Origin of the sequence: Kitasatospora sp. NPDC058063, from assembly GCF_042885395.1 — a bacterium.
Classification (GTDB): domain Bacteria; phylum Actinomycetota; class Actinomycetes; order Streptomycetales; family Streptomycetaceae; genus Kitasatospora; species Kitasatospora lactacystinica.
Window position 1 is genome coordinate 19,635 of the sequence record NZ_JBHVSD010000044.1, and the last position, 22,831, is coordinate 42,465.

At 73.4% G+C, this 22,831-nt stretch carries 23 protein-coding genes; 13 read left to right on the top strand and 10 right to left on the bottom strand.

Annotated features, from left to right (window positions below):
* Position 1: 1 nt before the first annotated feature.
* Positions 2-514 (bottom strand): GNAT family N-acetyltransferase, encoded by a 513-nt coding sequence (locus ACFVUY_RS41210; RefSeq protein ID WP_387694314.1) that lies wholly within the window; start codon positions 512-514, stop codon positions 2-4.
* Between the two features lie 240 nt (positions 515-754).
* On the opposite strand from ACFVUY_RS41210, the gene ACFVUY_RS41215 reads away from it, so the two are divergent.
* Both ACFVUY_RS41215 and ACFVUY_RS41220 read left to right on the top strand, forming a co-directional pair.
* Positions 755-1,648 carry a MerR family DNA-binding transcriptional regulator gene (locus ACFVUY_RS41215; RefSeq protein WP_387737110.1) on the top strand — a complete coding sequence of 298 codons (894 nt, stop codon included), beginning with the start codon at positions 755-757 and terminating at the stop codon, positions 1,646-1,648.
* Positions 1,645-2,658, top strand: coding sequence for a BtrH N-terminal domain-containing protein (locus tag ACFVUY_RS41220; RefSeq protein ID WP_387737111.1), 1,014 nt, complete (start codon positions 1,645-1,647; stop codon positions 2,656-2,658). The genes ACFVUY_RS41215 and ACFVUY_RS41220 overlap by 4 nt, the downstream gene beginning before the upstream one ends.
* Positions 2,659-2,703: 45 nt before the next feature.
* On the opposite strand, the gene ACFVUY_RS41225 is transcribed toward ACFVUY_RS41220, so the two are convergent.
* On the bottom strand, positions 2,704-3,345 hold the full coding sequence (locus ACFVUY_RS41225) for a dihydrofolate reductase family protein (protein WP_387737112.1): 642 nt from the start codon (positions 3,343-3,345) through the stop codon (positions 2,704-2,706).
* 288 nt (positions 3,346-3,633) lie between these two features.
* Between ACFVUY_RS41225 and ACFVUY_RS41230 the strand changes: the two genes are divergently transcribed.
* From ACFVUY_RS41230 to ACFVUY_RS41245, 4 genes are all read left to right on the top strand, one after another.
* Positions 3,634-4,392 (top strand): hypothetical protein, encoded by a 759-nt coding sequence (locus ACFVUY_RS41230; RefSeq protein WP_387737113.1) that lies wholly within the window; start codon positions 3,634-3,636, stop codon positions 4,390-4,392.
* 218 nt (positions 4,393-4,610) lie between these two features.
* The gene (locus ACFVUY_RS41235) at positions 4,611-4,889 is read left to right on the top strand and encodes a hypothetical protein (protein WP_387737114.1); all 279 of its coding nucleotides are present in this window, start codon (positions 4,611-4,613) and stop codon (positions 4,887-4,889) included.
* A gap of 115 nt (positions 4,890-5,004) precedes the next feature.
* On the top strand, positions 5,005-6,213 hold the full coding sequence (locus ACFVUY_RS41240) for a cytochrome P450 (protein ID WP_387694308.1): 1,209 nt from the start codon (positions 5,005-5,007) through the stop codon (positions 6,211-6,213).
* Positions 6,214-6,248: 35 nt separating this feature from the next.
* Positions 6,249-6,440, top strand: coding sequence for a ferredoxin (locus ACFVUY_RS41245; protein ID WP_387737129.1), 192 nt, complete (start codon positions 6,249-6,251; stop codon positions 6,438-6,440).
* A gap of 183 nt (positions 6,441-6,623) precedes the next feature.
* Here the strand turns inward: ACFVUY_RS41245 and ACFVUY_RS41250 are convergent, their stop codons facing one another.
* Both ACFVUY_RS41250 and ACFVUY_RS41255 read right to left on the bottom strand, forming a co-directional pair.
* Positions 6,624-7,238, bottom strand: coding sequence for a TetR/AcrR family transcriptional regulator (locus ACFVUY_RS41250; RefSeq protein ID WP_387737115.1), 615 nt, complete (start codon positions 7,236-7,238; stop codon positions 6,624-6,626).
* Between the two features lie 116 nt (positions 7,239-7,354).
* Positions 7,355-8,908, bottom strand: coding sequence for a S8 family serine peptidase (locus tag ACFVUY_RS41255; protein ID WP_387737116.1), 1,554 nt, complete (start codon positions 8,906-8,908; stop codon positions 7,355-7,357).
* Between the two features lie 465 nt (positions 8,909-9,373).
* Here ACFVUY_RS41255 and ACFVUY_RS41260 point away from each other — a divergent pair, with 465 nt between their 5' ends.
* On the top strand, positions 9,374-10,096 hold the full coding sequence (locus tag ACFVUY_RS41260; RefSeq protein ID WP_387694303.1) for a phospholipid scramblase-related protein: 723 nt from the start codon (positions 9,374-9,376) through the stop codon (positions 10,094-10,096).
* Between the two features lie 200 nt (positions 10,097-10,296).
* Here ACFVUY_RS41260 and ACFVUY_RS41265 read toward each other — a convergent pair whose 3' ends face one another.
* Positions 10,297-10,776 carry a hypothetical protein gene (locus tag ACFVUY_RS41265; RefSeq protein ID WP_387694302.1) on the bottom strand — a complete coding sequence of 160 codons (480 nt, stop codon included), beginning with the start codon at positions 10,774-10,776 and terminating at the stop codon, positions 10,297-10,299.
* Positions 10,777-11,240: 464 nt separating this feature from the next.
* Between ACFVUY_RS41265 and ACFVUY_RS41270 the strand changes: the two genes are divergently transcribed.
* Positions 11,241-11,681 (top strand): hypothetical protein, encoded by a 441-nt coding sequence (locus ACFVUY_RS41270; RefSeq protein WP_387694300.1) that lies wholly within the window; start codon positions 11,241-11,243, stop codon positions 11,679-11,681.
* Positions 11,682-11,836: 155 nt separating this feature from the next.
* On the opposite strand, the gene ACFVUY_RS41275 is transcribed toward ACFVUY_RS41270, so the two are convergent.
* From ACFVUY_RS41275 to ACFVUY_RS41285, 3 genes are all read right to left on the bottom strand, one after another.
* Complete coding sequence (locus tag ACFVUY_RS41275; RefSeq protein WP_359899118.1) at positions 11,837-12,160, bottom strand: hypothetical protein; 324 nt, start codon at positions 12,158-12,160, stop codon at positions 11,837-11,839.
* 218 nt (positions 12,161-12,378) lie between these two features.
* Positions 12,379-12,765 (bottom strand): ribosomal protein L7/L12, encoded by a 387-nt coding sequence (locus tag ACFVUY_RS41280; protein WP_387737117.1) that lies wholly within the window; start codon positions 12,763-12,765, stop codon positions 12,379-12,381.
* A gap of 178 nt (positions 12,766-12,943) precedes the next feature.
* Entirely contained in the window at positions 12,944-13,864 is a 921-nt protein-coding gene (locus ACFVUY_RS41285) for an MBL fold metallo-hydrolase (protein WP_387737118.1), read from the bottom strand.
* 81 nt (positions 13,865-13,945) lie between these two features.
* Here ACFVUY_RS41285 and ACFVUY_RS41290 point away from each other — a divergent pair, with 81 nt between their 5' ends.
* The gene (locus tag ACFVUY_RS41290; RefSeq protein ID WP_387737119.1) at positions 13,946-14,797 is read left to right on the top strand and encodes a LysR substrate-binding domain-containing protein; all 852 of its coding nucleotides are present in this window, start codon (positions 13,946-13,948) and stop codon (positions 14,795-14,797) included.
* 76 nt (positions 14,798-14,873) lie between these two features.
* Here ACFVUY_RS41290 and bla read toward each other — a convergent pair whose 3' ends face one another.
* Positions 14,874-15,842, bottom strand: a complete 969-nt coding sequence (gene bla / locus ACFVUY_RS41295; RefSeq protein ID WP_387737120.1) for a class A beta-lactamase — start codon at positions 15,840-15,842, stop codon at positions 14,874-14,876.
* A 177-nt stretch (positions 15,843-16,019) separates the two neighbouring features.
* Here bla and ACFVUY_RS41300 point away from each other — a divergent pair, with 177 nt between their 5' ends.
* Both ACFVUY_RS41300 and ACFVUY_RS41305 read left to right on the top strand, forming a co-directional pair.
* Complete coding sequence (locus tag ACFVUY_RS41300; protein ID WP_387737121.1) at positions 16,020-16,967, top strand: LysR family transcriptional regulator; 948 nt, start codon at positions 16,020-16,022, stop codon at positions 16,965-16,967.
* Positions 16,968-17,098: 131 nt separating this feature from the next.
* Positions 17,099-17,962, top strand: coding sequence for a serine hydrolase (locus ACFVUY_RS41305; protein WP_380549120.1), 864 nt, complete (start codon positions 17,099-17,101; stop codon positions 17,960-17,962).
* A 373-nt stretch (positions 17,963-18,335) separates the two neighbouring features.
* Here ACFVUY_RS41305 and ACFVUY_RS41310 read toward each other — a convergent pair whose 3' ends face one another.
* Positions 18,336-18,500, bottom strand: a complete 165-nt coding sequence (locus ACFVUY_RS41310; protein ID WP_387737122.1) for a hypothetical protein — start codon at positions 18,498-18,500, stop codon at positions 18,336-18,338.
* Between the two features lie 222 nt (positions 18,501-18,722).
* On the opposite strand from ACFVUY_RS41310, the gene ACFVUY_RS41315 reads away from it, so the two are divergent.
* Positions 18,723-20,318, top strand: a complete 1,596-nt coding sequence (locus tag ACFVUY_RS41315) for a hypothetical protein (RefSeq protein WP_387737123.1) — start codon at positions 18,723-18,725, stop codon at positions 20,316-20,318.
* A gap of 816 nt (positions 20,319-21,134) precedes the next feature.
* Positions 21,135-22,685, top strand: coding sequence for a ricin-type beta-trefoil lectin domain protein (locus tag ACFVUY_RS41320; RefSeq protein ID WP_387737124.1), 1,551 nt, complete (start codon positions 21,135-21,137; stop codon positions 22,683-22,685).
* Positions 22,686-22,831: the final 146 nt, after the last annotated feature.

Here is a 22,831-nt window from a genome sequence, read left to right on the forward strand (position 1 = left end):
CCTACGGGTGCTTGACCAGTCGTGCCTCGGCGATCGCCGTCCCGTCCTCCTCCTCGTCGAGCCGGACGGTGCCGTCCCGCACGAACCCGGCCCGCTCGTAGAAGCGGATGGCGGAGGTGTTGGGCACGTAGGCGTACACGCACAGCGGCCGGTGGGCCCGCGCTTCGAGGTCGGCCACGGCACGGCCGAACAGGCTCGCGCCCAGCCCCGTGCCGATGAGGCCCGGCTCGATGTACAGGCCGTAGACCTCCGCCGCGTCGCCGCCGAGGTCCGGGTCCCCGTCGGCGGGCCCGGTACGGCAGAAGCCGATCACGGCGCCGTCCCGCTCCGCGACCCACAGCCGGTGACGGTCCGGGAGATCGGCCAGGTACTCGGCCCACTCCGCGGACTCCTCGACCGGGTCCAGCCCGTCGAGGTGTACGGCGCTCATGAATCCCGCGTACGCCGCCCGCCACGACCTCACCTTCAGATCGCCGAGCGTCGACGCGTCCTCCAGCACTGCAGAACGGATCATGCCGGGAGTGTAGGGGCGGATTCGTTCGGTGTCGCACCGTTTTCCGCCGCGCTCGCGATCACGCAGTGGACGACCCGCCCTGCCGTCCGTACGGGGCAGCGGTACGTGCGGCCGCCGGAGAGCCGGGATCCCGGCGGCGGCTTCCGTGCTCGCCGCAGGACCGACGGCGGCCTCCCGCCGGCGGTCCGGCCGGGCGCGCGGGATGGACCCTCCCACAGCGGGAGGGTCCACGATGGGCCCGTGCGAGACCAGGACGACTTCCTCACCATCGGGCGCTTCGCCCGCCTCTGCCGGCTGAGCGTGAAACAGCTCCGCCACTACGACGACACCGGCCTGCTGCCCCCGGCCAGGGTCGACCCCGCCACCGGGTACCGCTACTACGCCCCCGGGCAGGCCCGCGACGCGCTCACCGTCGCGCTGCTGCGCGACCTCGACGTGCCGCTCGCGGTGATCGCCGCGACCCTGGCGGCCGCCGAGCCGGAGCGGGCCGGCCTGCTGCGCGCCGAACGCGACCGGGTCGCGGAGCGGATCACCCGCGACCGGGCCCGCCTGGAGCTGCTGGAGCGACTCGCGGCCGGCGGCGGACTGCCCGGGTACGAGATCGTCCTCGGGCGGGAGCCGGAGCGGCGGCTCGTCGTCGTACGGGCGGTGGCCGGGCCGGGCGAGTTGGCGGAGCGGACCGGCGGGTGCGTCCGCCGGCTGCTGGCGGGACTGCAGGGCACGCCCTGGCGGCTCCCGCTGTGGGGGCTGTTCCCGCTGGACCTCGCCGAGGGCATGCGCATCGCGGTCGGCGCCGAGCCGGTCGAGGAGCTCGAGGAGGTCGAGCCGGTGGTGCCGGTGGAGGCGGATGCGGTGGACACGGCGGTCGAGGCGGGCGGACCCCGCAGGCTGCCCGCCGGTCTGGAGCGCGAGCTGCTGCCCGGCGGCCCGGTGGTGGAGACGGTCCACCACGGCCCGTACTCCCAACTGCCGCTCGCCTACCACGCGTTGCTGGCCGCCGTGCACGAGCGCGGACTGCGGCCGCTGGCACCGGTGCGGGAGGCGTACCTGGTCGGACCGGAGGAGGCCCCGGAGCAGGAGTGGACGACCCGCCTGGTGGTCCGGGTCGAGGAGCGGACGGAGGAAGCGGCATGACGGAGCCGCTCGGCGGGAAGCACTGCGAGACGACGGCGCTGGACGTGCTGCTGCGCCACGAGGGCGTCGTGCTGTCCGAGCCGATGCTGTTCGGGCTCGGGGCCGGGCTGTCGTTCGTCTACTGGGACGGCAAGGGGATGGACTTCCCGTTCCTCGGCGGCCGGGTCAAGCCCTTCGAGCTGACCCGCGCCCTGGCCGCCCGGCTCGGTCTGGAGCTGGACGTCCGGGAGACCGCCTCCGCCGGCCGGGCCTGGCGCAACGTGGCCGCCGAGCTGGACGCCGGACGCCCGGTCGGGCTCCAACTGGACTGCTACCACCTGGAGTACTTCACCTCGCGGGTGCACTTTGGCGGGCACGTGGTCGCGATGCGCGGCTACGACGCGACCGACGCCCACCTGGTGGACACCGCGCAGCAGGGCGGCGCGGTCACCACCAGCCTGGCCTCGCTGGCGGCGGCGCGCGCCGAACGCGGCCCGATGACCGCCCGCCACCGCTCCTTCACGCTCGCCCTGCACGGCGAACCGCCGGACGTGCGTGACCTGCTGGCTCCGGCGATGGCCGACTGCGCGGCGGCCTTCCTGCACCCGCCGATCGCCAACCTCGGCCACCGCGGCATCGCCAGGGCCGCCGCCCTGGTGCCGGGCTGGCAGGCCAGGGCCGACCGGCCGGAGCTCCGACTGCCGCAGGCCGCACGGATGATGGAGCTGGCCGGGACGGGCGGCGCACTGTTCCGCAACCTCTACCGGGACTTCCTCGCCGAGTGCGCCGAGCTGCTCGACGACCCCCGGGTGCGCACCGCCCGCGACCGCTACGCCGAGGCCGCGGCGGGCTGGAGCGAGGTGGCCCGACTGGTCGGCGCGGCCGGGGAGTCGGGGGACGCGGCGCCGCTGGAGCGGGCCGGCGGGCTGCTGGGCGAGCTGGCGCGGATCGAGCGCGAGGCGATGGAGGAACTGGCCCGGCTGCCGGCCGGCAGCGACGGGCCGGTCATCGGTGGCCGGCCCCGGCGGTGAGCCGCCGCCGGGCGGTGTGCCCGCCGGGCCGCCCGGCCTTCCGGATCACCGGACGTCGTCGTGCCCGAGACCGCGGTCGGGCGCGCTCATGTCGCCCGTCCGGGGCGTGCCGTCGGCGAGCCCGTAGCGCAGGAACACCGTGCCCTGCGCACCGGCCGCCGGCGGTTCGAGGAGCGTCAGGTTCGTGGGCACCGCGCCACCGTCGAACACCTTCTTCCCGACGCCGAGCACGATCGGGTGCACCCACAGGTCGAGACGGTCGAAGAGCTTCTCGCGCAGGAGGGTCTGCACCAGGTCCAGGCTCCCGACGACCTTCACGTGCCCGTGCCGGTCACGGACCTCGCGCACCGCGCCGGCCAGGTCCGGGCCCAGCAGCGTGGATCCGGCCCACGGGAGGCCGGGCGTGCCGCGCGAGGCCACGTACTTCGGGACGCGGTTGAAGAGCTCGGCGATCTCGCCGTCCTTCTGGTGCGGCCAGTAGGCGGCGAAGATGTCGTACGTCCGCCGGCCGAGCAGCAGGGCGTCCGTGCCCTCGTACGCGGCGAGGATTTGCGCCCCGGTGCCCTCGTCGATCAGGGGCGCCTGCCAGCCGCCGAACGGGAACCCCACCGGGTCCTCGTCGGGGCCGCCGGGCGCCTGACCGACGAGGTCGAGGGTCGCGAACAGTTCGATGTGGATGAGGCCCATGTCTGCACTCCCGATGAGTTGGTCGTCCCCGTCGAGATGTAGACCTTCCGGGGCCGGAAGACTCATCGCCGCGCCGGTGCCCGATTCCCGCTACCCGGTTTCCGCACCCGCCGTGCCCGGCACTCGGACGTCGCACGTGGGGGCGGGTGTTCACCCCTGGCGCACCACCCGTCCGACGAGGCGGGCCGGCCGGGCGCCGTCCCGCGGGCAGAATGGGCCCGCACCGCAGATGGTGCGGTCGAGCGGGAAGAGAAAGCAGGAGAGACCTTGGCACGGCCCGTCATACGAATGGCATCGCTGATACCGGCGCTGATCGCCCTCATGGCCGGCTGTTCGGCCGCGCCACCCGGTCCGGCAGGCGCCGGCGGCAGCAGTCCCACCGGCGTCCCCGCCGCGCCGCCGTCCACTGCCGCGCCGGCCGGGCCCGCACCCGCGTGGCGTGCCCTCGGGCCGCTGTCCGGGGAGCAGTTGACGGACGTTCTGCTGTCGGTCGCGGACCTGCCGCCCGGCAGTACCACCGAGCCCGCCAAGGACGCGCCCGCCGCCGGGTCGGACCCGACGGCTGTGGCGGCGCAGCGGTATCCGGCGTGCGCACCGGTTCTCACCGTCATGTCCGAGCGGCCCGCGGCCTCCGCCCGGCGCTGGTACGTCACCGGGAACAACGTCCTCGGCAACCGCACGCTGGTGGATGTCGGCAGCTTCACGGACGGACGGTCGAAGGAGCGCTTCGACGCGCTGGAGGCCGCTGTGCACGGGGGCGGCTGCACCGGGTTCCGTCTGGACAACGGCGGCAGTGGGGCGGACCTGAGGGTCGAGCCGGTGCCCTCCGCTGTGCCGGAGGCACCGGCGGTCGGCTTCCGCGTCGTCTCGCCGACCGGAGCGGTGACCTCGCAGGGCGGCTTCACCCGCGTCTACCTCTACGCCGCCGTCGGGGACAACCGCGTCCTGTTCCTCACCGGCGACGACACCGCGCACGATCCCGCCCTGCGCACCGACCTGGTGACCACCCAGATCCACCGACTCGTCACATCCGCGGCGACGGGCTGACCGGCGCCGCGCGGACTCCCCGTGGGCCCGGGGCGGGCGGCCCTCGTCACCCACGACCCGGAGCGCACCCGGGGCCGCGCACGTCCCCGACCACGGCACCGTGATCCGGGAAGGCAACCCCCGGCTCAAAGGGGTCGTGGGGCCGGGGGCGTGGGGCCGGGGGCGTGGGACGGAAAACCGTTTCGCCCCGGCCTTCGGGCGGCGGGCATGATCGGCCGGTGGACCTGCACCCCCTGCGGGCCGCCATCGAGCGCGGCGACGACACCACGGTCTTCGAGTTCCTGGCGGACGTGGCGATCGGCGGACTCGACCGCGACGACGGCACCACCCTGCTGGCCGCCTCGACGACCTCCACCACCAGCTCCTCGCCCGTACCCCCGGCATGTGATCCCACCGCCCGGGCTTCCGGGGCCTGCCGCCCTTTCACCGCGTGCGCTCCAGCAGTGGCTGACTGTGCGTGCCGACGGTGTTACTCTCCCGAGAGAAGAGAGAGCTGACTCTCACTTGCCGGCCCGGAAGGCCACTCGTCGGTCCTGGCCCGGCCGTGCGGGAGAGAGCGGCTCCGCCGAGCGTTCCCTGCTCTTGTGGCCCTTCGGCCGGTGAGGAGAGACCATGACCGCGCCCGCACCGCAGTTACCCTTCGAACGCCCCAACGCCCTGGACCTGGCGCCACTGCTCGCACGCCTGCGCGAGGAAGGCCCGATCACCCGGGTGACGACACCCGCCGGCGACCCGGCCTGGCTGGTCACCCGCTACGAGGAAACCCGGGTGATCCTGAGCGACACCCGGTTCTCCCGGCTGCGCCCCGACACCGAGGACGCCCCGAGGATCTCGGCCTCGGCGCTGCACACACGCCCCGCCGTCACGCCCGAGGAGGAGGACCGCGAACACACCCGGATGCGCCGGATGCTGGCGCCCGCGTTCAGCGCGCCGCGGATGCGCCGGATGGGCGAGCGGATCGGGGAACTCGCCGCGTCCTGCCTGGACGCGATGGACGAGGACCGTTCGCGGGATCCGCGACGTGCCGTCAACCTGCACGACCACCTGTCGTTCCCGCTGCCGGTGATGGTGATCTGCGAGCTGCTGGGCGTGCCGGTCGCGGACCGGGACCTGCTGCGCGGCTGGTCGGAACGGATCGCCGCGCTGTACGGCGGCGCCGACGGGGCCGCGGCCATGGCCGAGTTCGAGGCGTATGTGGCCGCCGTCGCCGAGGAGAAGCGCAAGCGGCCGGGGCAGGACGTGATCAGCGACATCCTGGCCGTACAGGCGCAGGACCCCTCGTTCACCGAGGAGGAGATGACCCGCCTGGCGGTGGGGCTGCTGTTCGCGGGCCACGAGACGACGTCGACCCGGATCGACCTGGGGGTCCTGTTCCTGCTGAGCGACACCGCCCGGCGCGACCGCTTCACCGCCGACCCCGAGGGGTCCGCCCGCGCCACCGTGGAGGAGGTCCTGCGGATGGCCGCCCCCGGCGCCCTGGGCCTGACCCGCTACGCCCGCGAGGACGTCACCGTCGCCGGGACGGCGATCGCGCGGGGCGAGGCGGTACTGGTGGCCATCAACGCCGCGAACCGGGACGCGCGGGCCTTCGAGGAACCGGACGCCTTCGACCCGTCGCGTTCCCCCAACGCGCACCTGGCCTTCGGACACGGCGGTCACTACTGCATCGGCAACGCGCTCGCCCGCACCGAGATGCGGATCGCGCTGACCGCGCTGTTCCGGCGCTTCCCCGGCCTGCGGCTGGCGGTGGACGCGCGCAGCCTGCGCGACCACTCCGAACGGCTGGCGGGCGGCATCGGCGAGGTCCCGGTCCTGTGGTGAACGGGGACCATCGGCCCGAGCGGCCCACCGTACGGGTGGAGGTGGACACCTCACGGTGCGTGTCGTCGGGGCAGTGCGCGATGACCGCGCCGTCGGTGTTCGACCAGGACGAGGCCGGGCGGGTCGTCGTGCTCGCCGCCGACCCCGGCGGCCCGGCGGCGGAACAGGCCCGCGAGGCGGCCGCCATGTGCCCGGCCTCGGCGATCCGGCTGCGCCCGGCGCGCTGACGGACGGCGGTGCCGGGGGTGCCGGCCGCCCGGCGTGGCGGCCGGCACCTGCCTCGGCGTCAGGCGTCAGGCGTCAGGCGTCAGGACGTCAGGACGTCAGGACGTCAGGACGTCAGGACGTCAGGACGTCAGGACGTCAGGACGTCAGGACGTCAGGACGTCAGGACGTCAGACGTCAGGGCGTCAGCGCGTACGGGTGTGCAGCGCGGGGGCGGGGCAGGGCAGCGGGCGGGCCCCGGCGGGGGACAGGCCGTCGAGGACCAGGGCCAGGTACCGGCGCCAGCCGTCCTCCCGGGCCTCCATCGTCCACAGCACCGAGACCAGCATGACGACGATGCGGTGCAGATCGTCGGGCACGAGGTCGGCGCGGATCACGCCCGCGTCCTGACCGCGCGTCAGGAGAGCGTCGAGCGCGGCGAAGAACTCCTCCCCGGTCGCCGGGGTCAGCACGCCGGCGGCGCGGGCGGCGGCCAGCACGTTGTAGTCGCCGGCCACCGATTCCAGGGCCGCCTCCAGCACACGGACCAGCCCGGACGCGGGATCGGCCTCGTGCGCGGCAGCCTCGATGACGGGACGGACGTGCTCGCCGAAACGCTGGTCCAGTACGGCCCGCAGCAGCGCGGCCTTGTCGGGAAAGCGGCGGAAGAGCGTGGCGGACCCGACGCCGGCCCGGCGCGCCACGTCGTCGAGGTGGGCGTCGGGGCCCTGCTCGGCGAAGACCTCCCGGGCAGCCCGGATGATCTTTTCCGCGTTGCGGGCGGCGTCGGCACGCAGCAGTCGGGGGGAGTCGAGGGCCATCCCGGCACCCTATCCAAGGGCCGCTGGCAGCGCGGCGACGTCCGGCGCTCGCCGGTTCAGGGACGGAACCGGCGAGCGCGAGGACGTCCACGGCGGCGGGGCCGGTGCGGTGCCGACTACTCGACCGCGCGCAGTGCGTTGACGATGCCGAAGCCGTAGAAGCCGTTGATGCGCTTGCCGCCCGTACAGACGGCGTCCCCGGAACCGCCGCCGTTCCCGCTGTTCCCGCCGTTCCCGCCGTGCGGGTCGGCCGGGCCGGCCGGGCATCCCGGGTTGTCCGCCCGGGCCTTGAGCAGTGCCTGCAACTGGGCCGGGGTCGCTTCCGGGTGGGCGGACTTCAGCAGCGCGGCCACACCGGAGGCGTGGGGCGTGGCCATGGACGTGCCCTGCTCGTAGCCGTACTGGTTGTTCGGCAGCGTCGACAGGATGCCGCCTTCCCCGGACGGTGTGTCCGAGGCCTGGTAGCGGTCACCGCCCGGCGCCGCGACGTCGATCACGCCGAGGCCGTAGTTGGAGTAGTACGCCTTCGCGTTCCTGGCGCCGGTCGCGCCGACCGTGACGACGCCCGGCAGTTGTGCGGGCAGGTCCCAGCACCTGTGCGGGTCGACCGTCCGGCTCGCCGGGGTGGAGTCGTTGGGGCTGCCACCGTCGGTGAAGCCGTCGGAGGCCAGGTCGTGGTTGGCGTTGCCGGCCCCGGCGACGTTGAGGGTGCCCTTCCGCTGCGCGTAGAGCTGGGCGCGGTCGACCGCGTCGACGATGGCCTTCTGGTCGGGGTCGTCCAGGCAGTTGTACTGCCACGGGTCCACGTAGTAGCTGTTGTTGGTGATCTGCACACCGTGGTCGGCGGCGAACACGAAGGCGCAGACGACGCTTTCGGCGTAGATCAGCTGGCGCGGGGTGGGCTGGGAGACCGTTATGCCGGAGACCTTCACCCCGGGTGCCACGCCCGCGACGCCGACGCCGTTGCGGGCCGCGGCTATCGTGCCCGCCACGTGCGTGCCGTGGAAGTAGTTCGCGTCCACCGGCCGCCAGGAGCCGTACGCGGTGTCGGCCTTGCCACTGGCGCAGTTCGCGGACTGCGAGGGGGAGAAGTTCGCGGCGAGGTCCGGGTGGGTGTCGTCGACGCCGGTGTCGATGACGGCGACCGTGACGTCCCTGCTGCCCGGGTCGATCTCCGCGGCCTTGTCCGCGCCGATCGCCCGCAGGGCCCACTGCTCGGCTTCGAGGGGTTCGGTGCCGCTGCCGGACGCCTTCGCGATCCTCGCCGCCTCGGCCTCGGAGAGGCGCCGCACCCCACTCTCGTCGGTGGCCCCCGCCGCGCTCAGCGGCGCGGTCCGCGTGGCGCCCGCCGACTGCACTCCGCGCACCGCGCGCATCCGCCTGCCGAAGTCGGGGTTCGCCGAGTGGGCGACGATGACGCCGATCCCGTCGTACGTGACGACGACGGTGCCGCCGGCCGCGGCGACGGCCCGCTGCACCTCGGCGATCGTGCGACGGTCGGTCCTGGTGTTGACGACGTACGCCAGGGGGTGCGCGTCCTCGGCCTGCGCGGCGTACTGCGCCCGGGGCGTCGCCGAGGCCGGCGCGGGGAGGAACCCGAGCGAGGCGGTCAGTGACAGCGCGATCGGCACGGCCAGGCCGAGCCGCGGTAAGGAAGGCAGTCGAGCCATGTGATCTCCACATCATCCGGGTGCAGGACCCGGCCGAGGACAGCGCGCCGGCCGGGCAGGAACAGGACGGGTGGTGCAGGAGTGAAGCTATCCCGCCCCTCGCCAACCATCAATGACTCGGCAAAGACTCGGCATCGACCCGATCGGACCCGAGGCAAGGGCTCCCTCCTCGACGGCCGGCCGCAGGTCCGTCACCGCGCCGCGCACCCCGGCCGCCGTCGTGCCGCCGGTGGTGCCCAGGTGGTGAGGGCGGTGTGCAGACGGTGGGACCGAGGGACGGACCGCCGCCCACACACCGTCAGAGGATGTGACATCGGACACATCCACTGCGCCGGGTGCCGGCCGACTGTCGTCCGCAACACCCAAACCCGCAGGTCAACTTCGCAACGCGAAGTCCCCGACGAGCCCGGGAGCCGTTCAAAACGATCTAGCTCCCCACAGAGGAATGGGCCTAGCCTGCCCGCCATGTCCCAGAACACGAACACCCCCGGTTTCCCCGGGCAGCCGGCCGCTCCGGCCGGCGACTCCGCCAAGGTGCAGCGCCAGGTGCAGCAGCAGGCGGGCGTCGGACCGGTCTACGGTGGCGGCGGCACCCTCTTCTCCGAGCCGGTCCTGGTGGTGAACCAGAAGGCCAAGCTGATCGAGCTGACCAACGAGTACTCCGTCTTCGACCAGCAGGGCGCCACGCTGGGCTCGGTGGTCCAGGTCGGCCAGAGCGCTCTGCGCAAGGTGCTGCGGCTGGTCTCCTCCCTCGACCAGTACCTGACCCACAAGCTGGAGATCCGTGACGCGCAGGGCACCCCGGTGCTGCTGCTGACCCGCCCGGCGAAGTTCATCAAGTCGCGGGTGATCGTGCAGCGTCCGGACGGCCAGGAGGTCGGCCAGATCATCCAGCAGAACGCCATCGGGAAGATCAATTTCTCGCTGGAGGTCGGCGGTCAGAAGATCGGCGCCATCAAGGCGGAGAACTGGCGGGCCTGGAACTTCTCCATCGTCGACGCGACGGACACCGAGGTCGCCCGGATCACCAAGACCTGGGAAGGCCTGGCGAAGACGATGTTCACCACGGCCGACAACTACGTGCTCCAGATCCACCGCCCGCTCGCCGACCCGCTGCTCAGCCTGGTCGTGGCGACCGCGCTGACCGTGGACACCGCGCTGAAGCAGGACGCCCGCGGCTTCGGATAACCACGAACCGTACGTTGTTCGGAGCCCCGCCCCCGACCGGGCGACTGCCAGGGGGTGGGGCTCCGGCCGGAGAGCGGAGTCGTGCGTCATCGCCGGCCCGGCGGAGAAGCCCGCCACCCGATCACGGCCGACGAGTGGGCCACCCGGCCGCTGCGGGGCGGCCCACTCGTTCCCGTGTTCCGGCTCGGCCGGTCAGCCGGTCAGCGGGACAGAAGGAACTTGGTGGTCGGCACGTTCCGGACGGTGGCGCAGTCCAGGTTCGAGGTGGTGGCGCTGTAGGTGAAACCGCTCGGGACGCTGCACGCCCACATGCCGCTGACCGGCGTGCGGAGGTGGAAGGTGGTGGACGGGACGCCCTGCGTCAGGCTGCACGTGGTGGACGAGCCGGCGGAGTCGTAGGTGAAACCCGGGGCGGTCGAGCAGGAGGTGAGGCCGTCGACGGGCGTGCGCAGGTGGTACTGCGGCGACTTCCAGCTGCCGCCGCCACTGCACGTCTGGCTGAAGACGACCCCTTCGTAGACGTAGCCGGACGGGACGGAGCAGGCCCAGGTGTCGTCCAGCCCCGTGGCGGTGGCGGAGGCCGGCGTCGCGGTGGCGGCGCCGGTGAGCAGCAGGGTGAGCGCGGCGAAGGCGGCGAGCAGCGCGGTTCGCGCGGTCCGTATGGTTCGTGCGACGGACATGTTTTCTCCTTCGGTGGAAATGCGGCCGGAAGGTGCGCGGTGCGGCGGTGCAGCGGTACGGCGGTACGGCAGTGCAGCGGTGCAGGGGGCGGTGATCGCGGCTGGGCGTTCACGGCCGTCGATGGTTCTAGCACGCAACGACGGGCCGTCACCCGGCCGCCCCGTCGCGGAGAATCACTTCGGCGCCCGCCGTCCACGCGCCCTGCGCGGATCCTCCGGCCCGCCTCATCCGATCAGCCCCCGGATCCCTCCCGCGCCTGACGCAGCCGATCCGCGTGCCCGCCTCGGCCGGAGGCCGGCCCGGCAGCCCAGCTTCCCGTTCGGACCGATGGTCCGTCAGGACGGCTGTCTTTGAGCGAACTCGGCGCACCGTTCGCGGGGGGCTGCCACAATGCCGTAAGAGCCATGTGACATGTCACAGTGCTGTCGGCGCCCGCCGAGAGCACCGGACGAAGGAGGGCCCCTTGAAACGCCTTGCTGCCGTTCTCGCCGGTACCGCCGCTCTGGCGGCGCTGACCGGCACCCAGACCGCCTCCGCCGCCACCGCATCCGTCGCCGGCATGACGGGCACCACCGTCTGCGGGGACCCGGGCGCGCCGAACTACCTCACGATCAGGGCCTGCATCAACAACAACGGAGGCCAGGTGTACGTGTTCGGGCGCGCCACTCCGACCAGCCCGACCTGGCAGGACCAGCAGGTCTCCTTCCGGCTGACCAGCATCGGCGTCACCAGCCCACCGCTCGGCACCATCACCCCGACCGTCCTGATCCCGACCGGCGGGAGCGACGTCGGCGGCATCACGGGCACCGTGCCCTGCGGCCGCACCGTGACCGCCCAGTTCAGCGTGGACCAGCCCGGCTGGCCGCAATCGACCGCGACCGTCTCGACCATCGTGAACTGCTGACCTGCGCCCGGTCGCCGGCGTGATGCTGATCAAAGGCCGCCTTCGCGCCGACGACCGGGCGGCCGGGGGCGAGCAACCGGGTTCAGGGCGTCCCCGGCGCGAACTCCCTGACAGGAAGCACCCGCAGAGGCCGTCCGGGAGCCGTGCGCCCCGACTCAGACGAAGGCGACGACGAGCACGGCGGCCGCCAGCAGGAGGACAACCGTCAACGCCGGCGCACCGAGGCGCCCGCCGGGCTCGGAGGTGACGGCGACCAGCGATACGGCGGGAACCGCCAGCGAGAGGACGACCGCCAACCACCCCACGGTACCGGTGGGAACCCCGGCGACCATGGCCCCCCAGACGGTCGTGAACATCACCGCCAGCCAGGCCGTCGCGGTCAGCACCACCCAGGCCGCGCGCGCGGTCCACCGCTCGACCGGGTCGGCCGCGCGGAAGTTGGTACGGGTCATCGTCCAGATCCGGGTCAAGTTCGCCACCGGAACATCCTGTCGAACAACACCGCCGGGCACCAGAAACGGACGCGCATCGCCGCAGGCGGCTCCCCGCCCCCGACTCGACCACCGACCGGCCCAGGGCCCCGAACCACCACCATGAGCGGGCCGAGCCGGACCGCGACGGCGGCCGCCGGCTCGGCCGCCGCGCCGTCGTTCCGGTTGGCCGTCGGGTGGCAGCGGGCCGTGCCGTGGTGGGCGGGTCAGGGGGTGGTGTATCCGGGCAGGGGGCCGTAGGCGGTGCAGAAACCGCAGTCGCAGCTGGTCATGGAATTGGCCTCGCAGTGGGCGGTGGGCCAGTACCGGGACGCGCAGGGGCCGGGATCGACAGGGGAGGTGTCGTCGCCGGGCAGGGTGCGTCGGCACCAGCCGCACCGGAGGGCGGTCGGCACGCCGGCCGCTCGCAGGTCCCGCGCCATGGGCGCGGCGATGTCGAACGGGACGTCCGAGACGACGGTGACGGGCGCGCTGTCCAGCAACTGCCTGCTGCGCCACAGGCTCAGCCCGGTGGCCGCGCGCACGGCTTTGAGGGCCTCCGCACCGCCGCCCTGCCCGCCGGTCAGCACGACGGTGAAATCCGGGACCTCCACAGGCCGCTCCTTCGACGGTCGGTCGGTGTGCCGGTGCCAGTCAACCGCCCGTCGGGCTGCCGGACGACAGGTTTTCCGCACCCTCAGGGCCGATACGCGGCGCTGGCGTCGGGTGGGCCAGGGGCGCCCGGCGGATGTGGGCGGTGCCCCGGCACCGCGGGACTGCGCCCCACCGGCCTCAGCCCGTGGGGCCCAGGTCCGTGACGGTGGGGTGTTCGGTGCACAGGCAGCCGACGCCCTTCTCGATCCACTCCTGTCCGGTCCACTCGGGGTGCCGTTCGATCAGCAGGGCCCGGACCTCGGCGACAATCTCGCTCCCGCCCATGGCGGAGTCGCGTCGCCGCCAGGTCTCGTCCCGCAGTTCGCGCAGGTAGTCGCGGACGTCGCCGAGGACCTGCGGGCCGCCGACGGCGCCGTGGCCGGGGACGACCGTACGGTGCCCGTCGGCCGCCAGCCGCTCCATCACCGCCAGCCAGCCGATCCCGGAGACGTCGGTGTCGTACGGCGGGAACCAGGGAAAGATCGCGAACTGCCCGGTCTCGGCCAGGTCGCCGGTGAACAGGACGCCGGCGTCGGGCACTTCGATCACCTGGTCGCCCTTGGTGTGGCCCCGGCCGGTGGCCCGCAGCCGTACGCGGCGGCCGCCGAGGTCCAGGTCGTACCCGTCGTCGTAGACCACGTCGGGGGCGACCACGTGGACGTCGCCGTCGAGGCGGTCGGCGACCGGCGGGCCGAACCCGCGGAACATCTCCAGGTAGCCCGCTCCCCTCACCTCCAGGTCCTCGGCCTGGGCGCGGTTGGCGAGGTAGGTGGCCCGGCCGTGGAAGACGTGCGCGCCGAAGGCGTGCTCGGGGTGGAAGTGCGTGGTGGTCAGGTACAGGCGGCGCCCCTCGGCCACCTCGGACGCCAGGGAGAGGACCTGTTCGGCGTTGGCGGTGCCCATGCCGGTGTCGACGACGAGGACGGCCTCGGTGCCGCCGATGATGCCGATGTTGGGAACCAGCGGGATCCCGCGGTCCGGGACCACCAGCAGCTCGGGGGCGATCTCCTGGACGCCGGCCACGTGGACGGCGGGGTCGGAAAGCGATGCGTCGTTCATGCCTCGATTCCACCGCCCCGGCACCCGGGCCGTCCAAGACCGATTCGCACGTGCCCGATACCGCACGGGTATCGTCGCAGCATGGAGCTGCGGACGTTGCGCTATTTCGTCGCGGTCGCCGAGGAACTCCACTTCGGCAGGGCCGCCGCTCGGCTGCACATGAGCCAGCCCCCGCTCAGCCGGGCGATCAAGCAGCTGGAAACCGACCTCGGCGCCACCCTGCTGCACCGCTCCTCCCAGGGCGTCGCCCTCACCCCGGCCGGAACCGTCCTGCTCGACGAGGCCCGCACCCTCCTCGACCGCGCCGACCGGATCCGCGCACGCGTCGCCGCCGAAGCCGGCCCCACGGCCATCACCGTCGGCCTGCTCGGCGACGGCACCGACCTCGGCGCCCTGCGCCTGGCCAACGCCTACCGCAAGCGACACCCGGACATCGAGGTCCGCATCCGCGAGACCGACCTGACCGACCCCACCTGCGGACTGCGCACCGGACGGGTCGACATCGCCCTCACCCGCGCCCCCTTCGACGAGACCGGCCTGACCGTGCACGAGCTGCGCACCGACCCGGTCGGCGCGGTGCTGCGCACCGACGACCCCCTGGCCGGCCGCACGCACCTGGAGCTGGCCGACCTGGCCGACCGGTGCTGGTTCCGGTTCCCGGACGGCACCGACCCGCTGTGGGGGGCGTACTGGACCGGCGGCCGGCCGCGCGGGGGACCGGCGGTGAGGGCCGTCCAGGAATGCCGGCAGGCCGTGCTCTGGAACGGCACGGTCGGCATCACCCCCCTCGGACACGGCATGCCCGAGGGACTGACCGCGGTACCGCTGGCCGACATGGCGCCCAGCCGCGTGGTGGTGGCGTGGAACGAGGGCGACCCGAACCCGCTGATCCCTTCGTTCGTCCGCATCGCGGCAGCCACCCACCGCCGCTGATCCCACCGCCGCTGAACCCGCCGCGGCCGAACCCATCGCCGCCGAACCTGCCGAGCAGCGGATCGGTCGGGGAGGGTCAGCCGAGGGTGCTGACGACGGTCTTCGTCGCCTGGGCGATCAGGGCGTCGTCGGAGGTGGCGCCCGCCTTGCCGCGATCGGACAGGACGACGATCACGATCGGGCTGCGCCCGCCCGACGGCCACGCCACGGCGACGTCGTTGCGGGTGCCGTAGCCCGCGTTGCCGGTCTTGTCGCCGATCCTCCAGTCGGCGGGCACCCCAGCGCGGACGTACGGGCCGCCGGTCGTGTTGCCGACCAGCCAGTCCGTCAGCAGCCCGCGCCGGCCCTCCGTGAGGACGTCGCCGAGCACGTAGCGGCGCAGGTCGGCGGCGAGGGCGTGCGGCGTGCTGGTGTCGCGGGTGTCGCCCGGGGTCGCCTCGTTGAGGGTGGGTTCGGTGCGGTCGACGCTGGTGGTCGAGTCGCCCAGGTCGCGCAGGGACCGCTGGACGGCCGCCGGGCCGCCGAGCTCGGCGATGACCAGGTTGGCCGCGGTGTTGTCGCTGTACTGGATGGAGGCGGCGGCCAGGTCGCGCAGCTTCATGCCGGTCGCCACGTGCTGCGAGGTGATCGGTGCCCACTCCAGCACGTCCTCCTGGCGGTAGGGGACGACCTTGTCCAGGTCCGCGTCGGACGCCTTCCGCAGCAGGGCCCCGGCGGCGAGCGACTTGATCGTGGACGCGAACGCGAACCGCTCGTCGGCCCGGTGGGTGACCTCCCGCCCGCTGCCGGTGTCCACGGCGAACACGCCGAGCCGGGCGCCGAACTGCTGCTCGAGCGCCGTGAAGGAGGCGTCCGCCGCATCGGCCGAGGCCGCCCCCGCCCCCGCCGCCGTCGCGGTCGCGGTCGCGCCAGTGGCCACCGCGCCGGGGGCCGCCGCCGTCGAGGCGCCGCCCGCTTGGCCGCACCCGCCGATCAGCGCGGCCACGAGCAGGGCCACCGCGGGCAGCGCGGTGCGGGGGCGGGTACGGCGGAGGTCGGGCGTCATCGGTGGTCTCCCCAGGTGGTTCGTGCCGTCACGGTCACGGTCGCGGTCGCGCCCCGCGGTAGTGGTCCACACCGCCGCGATCCGCGCGATCACGCTCAGCTAAACAGGCCGCCGACCACCCAGTCCAAGACCGCAATCATGAAGTGGACGATAAGAAAACACCTATGATTACTGGCCATGGACCTGCTGGGGCACCTCCGCCACTTCCGCGCCGTCGCCGAGGAACGGCACTTCGGCCGCGCCGCCGAGCGCCTGCGGATCGCCCAGCCCTCGCTCTCCCAGCGGATCCAGCGCCTCGAACGCGAACTCGGCGTGACCCTGTTCGACCGCGGCCCGCGCGGCGTCGACCTCACCCCGGCGGGCCGGCTGCTGCTCGCCGAGGCCGAGGAGACGCTGGACAGCGCCGCCCGCCTCCTCGCCACCGCCGCCGACCTGCGCAGCGGACGGGCCGGCACCCTGCGCGCGGCCGTCCCGCCCGAACTCGGGCCGGCCGCCCTGGCCGCGCTGCTCACCGGCTTCGAGACCGCCTCCCCGGGCACCCGGCTCGAACTGCGGGAACTGCCGGTCGCGGCCGTGGTGCGCGAACTCGCCCAGCACACCGTCGACGTCGCCGTCGTCCGTCACCCCTGCCCGGCCGACGGGCTGGCCTTCGGCCCCGTCCTGCACCAGCCGCTCGGCGCCCTGCTCGCCGCCCGCGGTCCGTACGCCGACCGCCCGGAGCTCGCGGTGGCCGAACTGACCGGCCTGCGCCTGGTCCTCTTCCCGCGCGCCAGGGCCCCGGCCCTGTACGACGAGGTCCTCACCACGCTGACCAGGCACGGCTGCACCCCCGAGGCCGTCGTCGACCCGCCGGGACCGGACGTCGCGGGCGCGCTCGTGCTCACCGGCAGTGCCATCGCCCTGGTGCCGCGCACCACACCCCCACCGGGTACGGTCTGGCGCCCGCTCACCGGCACCCCGCTGGCCTGGCGGACCTCCACGGCCTGGCCGGCCGGGCGGGGCGGGCCCGCCGTCCGGCTGTTCGCCCGGACCGCCCACGAGGCGCTGACCGGACCCGGCGGCCTGCTGCCCCAGCCGCCCAACCGCCCGCTCCACCCCCGGCCCGCAATGGAGTTCCCGCTGTGACCAGCGACCGCACCACAGCCGACCGGACGGCTGCCGACCGCACCACAGCCGACCGCACGGCTGCCGACCGCACCACAGCCGACCGCACCACAGCCGACCGCACCCCGCACAGCCGGGCCGCGCGCACCCGCATCGCCGCGGCCTTCGCCGACGCGGGCGTCACCGGCCGGCTGCACGCGCGCGACCTCGACACCGGCGCCGAGATCGGCCTCGGCGCCGACACCGCCGTCAGCACCGCCAGCGTCCACAAGGTCTGCCTGCTCGTGACGCTGTACCGCGAGGCCGCCGCCGGACGGATCGACCTGACCCGGCAGGTCGAGATCCCCGCCGCCGGCCGCACCCCCGGGCCGACCGGCCTCGCCGCCATGCTCGACACCGCCCGCCTCTCCCTGCGCGACCTCGCCTACCTCACCGCGGCCGTCAGCGACAACACCGCCGCCGACACCCTGTGGGACCAGATCGGCCTCGACACCGTCAACCGCACCATGGCCGACCTCGGCCTGAGCCGCACCGTCGCCGTCCACAAGCTCCGCGACCTCATCGCCGCCCTCGCCGAGGACACCGGCCCCGACTCCCCGGTCGACCCCGCCGTCGTCGCCCGCCTCAGGGTCCTCGACCCCGCGTTCACCAACCACAGCACCCCCCGCGACATGACCACCCTGCTCGCCGCCCTCTGGCACGGCGACGCCTGCCCCGGCGACCACGGCGCCGCCCTGCGACGCCTCCTCGGCCTCCAGGTCTGGCCGCACCGCCTGGCCTCCGGCTTCCCCTACGACGACGTCCGCGTCCACGGCAAGACCGGCACCCTCCCCACGCTGCGCCACGAGGTCGGCGTCGTCGAATACCCCGACGGCGGCCGCTACGCCCTCGCCGTCTTCACCCGCGCCGCCGCCACCACCATCACCCTGCCCGCCGCCGACGCCGTCATCGGAACCACCGCCCGCCTCGCCGTCGACGCCCTCCGGGCCCGGGCGGCAGCCGGCGCGACGGGCTGACCGGGGCCGAACCACCCCGGCTGCCCGGCTGCCCTCCCTCCTGGCCACGACGCCAGGGTGACGGATCGGGTGCACGCTCGTTTGCCCGGGTACCTGCCGGTCGCAGGACGGCGGTGCCCGGCGACCACCCCCTGCCCGGGCACCGCCGCACCGGCCCCGCGACCGGCCAGGACCGGACGGAACCCCCACCGGCAGCCGGGCCACGGCCCCGGACGCCGGTCACCCGCGCAGGTGTCGCCGGGGCCGCTCGGGCAGCCGGCCCCGGCGACACCGCGCGCCGGCGCGAAGCCCGGCCCAACGGCACACCGCCGTTCAGGCGTCCCTGCATCCCCGTCTCACCGGCCCACCGCGCGAGGACCCCTGCGCGCCGTGCTCAGCGGAAGGCGGCGGCGTTGCGGGTGGCCCAGTCGGCGAAGGGGCGCGGCGGGCGGCCGCGTACCTGCTCGACGGCCGGACTCACTCGCAGTTCGGCCTCGGTGGGGGCGCCGAGGGTGTCGAGGGTGTCGTCGGCCAGTTCCACCGGCATGGTGCTGGCCATCGCCGTCCTGGCCAGTGACCTGGTCGGATGCCGGTTCCTCGCCGGCTCGCGCGGGGTGTTGCGACACGCGAGATTTCTCCTGGCCTCGCTACCTCGAAGTGATCTGATCGGGGTATCTAATTGTGGTTTGTCATGATTTTTTCCGTCAGGTGTCCTGTCATGCCTGTGACTTGTCGCTTGGGGGTGCGGGGCGCTTTGTTGTGAGGAGAGGTGAACCCGCGGATGAGTGCTCGTACGCGTGGACAGGGCGACCTGCCGTGGTACCGGGTCGGCCGTCAGCGGCCCGTGGCCGTGTTCAACAGGGCCCCGGCCGGTGGGGTGACCCCGGTCGGTGCCGTCGGTGCGTCCGACCCGGTCGGCTCGGGTGGACGGCGTGGGGGGCGCGGTGTGGGGGTGGTGTCGGCGGGGGGCGCGCTGCTGTCCGGTATGGCGCTGCTGGCGGCCACGGCTCCACCGGTTTCCGCCGCGCCGGTCGGGGCCGTGCCGGTGCGCGCGCAGCAGGCTGATCCGTCGCAGACCTTCACCTTCACCGGCGCTTCGCAGACCTTGACGGTTCCGGCGGCGGCGGTGGTGACGATCATCGCGGACGGCGCGGGTGGCGCCGACAACACCGGCACCTCCTGTTCCGTCACGGGGGCCGGCGGGACAGGGGCGCGGGTGGTGACCACGCTGCCGCAGACCGTCGCACCGACGACCTTCACCGTCAACGTCGGCGGCACCGGAGGCAAGGGCTGCAACGGCACCGGGACGTCGGGGGCCGGAGGGTTCAACGGCGGTGCCCCCGGGGGGAGCTTCCCGCTCACTGGCTTCCAGTTCGAAGGCCCGGGCGGGGGCGGGGCCTCCAGCGTCAGCACGGGCGCCTCCCTGCTGCTGGTCGCCGGCGGCGGCGGTGCCTCCGGCGGCACCGGAGCGGGCTCCACGGGAGGCAACGGGGGCAACGGCGGGACAACGCCGGATGCCACCGGCGGTACCGCGGGAACTGCCACCGGCCCCGGGGCTTCGCCGGGGCAGGGCGCGGGCGGTGGCAGCACCAGCACCAGCACCGGGGGCACCGGCGGGAGCGCCGGCACCGCTCCACCCTGTGCGGCCATGAGCGGCGCTCCGGGGAGCGGGTTCCTCGGCGCCGCGGTCGGTACCGGCGGCACCGGGGGAACTTTCGACGGCGGCTGCGCCGCCAGTCGCATCGCCACTGGTGGCGGCGGTGGGGGCGGGTACTTCGGCGGCGGGGGCGGCGGCAGCGGCTCCGTCAACGGCTCGGGCACCTCGGCGGGTGGTGGCGGTGGTGGCGGGGGCAGCAGCTTCGCCACTCCCACGGGTACCGGCACGAGCTATGCGCTGTCGACGATCGGGACGGCGAACCACAACGGCCAGGTGATCATCTCCTACACGGTCCCGTCCTTGACCATCACCAAGACCCACACCGGGCACTTCACCCAGGGGCGGGACGGGACCTACACCATCACCGTGGGCAACGCCGCCGGGGCCGCCCCGACCGACGGCACCACGGTCACCATGCAGGACACCCTCCCCGCGGGGCTCACGGCCGACAGCATCAGCGGTGCGGGCTGGACCTGCGACCAGGGCACGCTCACCTGCACCCGTAGCGACGTCCTTCCCGCCGGGACCAGCTACCCGCCCATCACGCTGCAGGTCGACGTCTCCTGCGGGGCCGACGACAAGGTCACCAACGTCGCGGTTGTCACCGGGGGCGGCGACACCACCCCCCACACCGCCACCGATCCCACCAGGATCAAGCACCACAAGCACGACGCGCACGACAAGTACGACATGCACTGCGACAGCAACGAGTACTGGTAGGCCGAGCAACCCCGGGTTCGCCTCCACCGGCCCGCGACCACCACGCCACCGCGGTGCGCCCCGAACGGGACCTGTGGGTGAAGAGGGCTCGCGGAGGCGGAGCGGTGGGGGCGCCGGTGCTGATGAACGTTGGGTACACCGCCTGCCACTGCTGCCAGTACATCCGGCCGTCTGACGCGTTCAGGGCCCGCCTCCCGCGAACGGGGGGCGGGCCCTTCGAGTGAGTGTCGCGAGAATCGTCGCGGGGAGGCAAGGCGCATATCCCTTGCGGTTCGCCTTCGGTATTTCGTTTTTCACCGCTTCGACCCCCAATTGTCGATCGGATCAGGTACCACCCATCTGCTGGTGCGCGGCTCATTTGTGACCTACAGAACCGTCATGGCGTCATGTAGAGTCTTCGCCGCCATACATGACTGACACTCAGAAAATGGAGGGGGCTCGGCAGACGGGTCGAGGTCGAATCGACGCCGATATCACGTCAATTCATATCGATCACCCATGGACTGTCCCAGTTTGCGCCATCTTTGACGCAAACTTACCCAGGAAAAGGAAATGCGCACAGAGAAACATCGCCGGCCCGTCGCAGGGGGCAGGGCCATCGCCGTCACCGGACCGGGGGCCGCCCTCACCGCCTCGGCCGACGCCGTCCCGACCGCCGACCCCGCGCCACCGGAAGGGTCCACGAAGGCTCCACTGCAGGCGCGCTTCCTCGCGGAGACGCGTCGACGTGCGTCCGGCCTCTCCCGCAGCTCCGGTGGATCCACGACAGGAAGTCCCATGTCCCGCAAGTCCCAGTTTCGTTCCCGACGGGCGGGTGTGCTGACTGCCGTTCTCGCCGCCGGTGCACTGTCCACCCTCGGCACGACCCCGGCCGGCGCCGTGGTCGGCGACGCGGCCGCGGCCGGCGCCTCCGCCACCACCGCGCGACTGGTGATCGGTGACAGCCTGCGCGGCTGCACCGGCGCGCTGATCGACCAATTCTGGGTGATCAGCGCCGCGTCCTGCTTCTCCGACGACCCGGCGCAGCCACAGGCGCTGGCCGCCGGCGCGCCGAAGTGGAAGACCACCGCCACGGTCGGAGCGAAGTCGACCCAGGTCGTCGAGCTGGTGCCGGGTCAGGGCCGCGACCTGGTGATGGCCCGCCTGGCCACGCCCGTCCAGGGTGTCACGCCGCTGACGGTCGGCACCTCGGCGCCGGTCGCCGGGCAGTCGCTGACGGTCACCGGGTTCGGGCGCACCAAGTCCGAGTGGGTCCCGGACAAGGCCCACACCGGCTCGTTCAGCCTCGACACCGTTAACCCGACCGGCATAGGCATCACGGGTACGGGCGGCGCGGCGGTCTGCAAGGGCGACACCGGCGCCCCGGTGGTCCGCGAGGTCAACGGCAAGGCCGAGCTGGTCGCCGTCGCCTCCCGTTCCTGGCGCGGCGGCTGCCTCGACACCCCCGCCACCGAGACCCGCACCGGCGCCTACGCCGCCCGCGTCGACGACCTCGCCGCGTGGGTGTCGGAGCGGACGAGCCGGTCGTACGAGATCCTCAACCCCGCCAGCGGACGCTGCCTCAACCTCAAGGGCGCCGGGCCGACCTGGCCGAACAGCACCGAGATCATCGCCTTTGACTGCACCCTCGGCGCCAGCAACGAGAAGTTCCAGCTCACCCCGGACGGGCTGCTGCGCAACCCCGCCAGCGGACGCTGCCTCAACGTCGCCGGTGCCGGGCCGTGGAACAACGGCAACCCGATCATCCTCTTCGACTGCAGCGCCTCCTCCGGCAACGAGAAGTTCGAGTGGACCGCCGAGGGCCAGCTGCGCAACCCCGCCAGCAACCGCTGCCTCAACGTCTTCGGCGCCGGCCCGTGGGCCAACGGCACACCGATCGTCCTGTTCGACTGCAACGGCGACCCGAACGAGAAGTTCCAGCTCGTCGCCGACAACGAGATCCCCCACCCGGTCGGTCGGATCAAGAACCCTGCCAGCGACCGTTGCCTCAACATCTCGGGCGCCGGCCCGACCTGGCCGAACAGCACGCCGATCGTCCTGTTCGACTGCAACGGCCAGAACAACGAGCTGTTCCAGCTCACCGCCGACGGGCTGCTCTACAACTACGCCAGCGACCGCTGCCTGAACGTCGCCGGTGCCGGGCCGTGGAACAACGGCAACTCGATCATCCTCTTCGACTGCAGCGCCTCCTCCGGCAACGAGAAGTTCGAGTGGACCGCCGAGGGCCAGCTGCGCAACCCCGCCAGCAACCGCTGCCTGAACGTCGCCGGCGGCGGCCCGGTCTGGAACAACAACACCCCGATCATCCTGTGGGACTGCAACGGCGATCCGAACGAGAAGTTCCAGCTCACCGCCGTACAGGCCTGACCGCAGCTCCGGATCACGAGTGATGGGGTGGCCGTGGCCGGATGCCACGGCCACCTTCCGGTTTCGGCCGGTTCAGCCGTGGGCAGCTCGTGGAACGCGCCGTCGCCCCGCCGTCGGCGGCGAGGTACCGCGCGGACGTGAGGTCC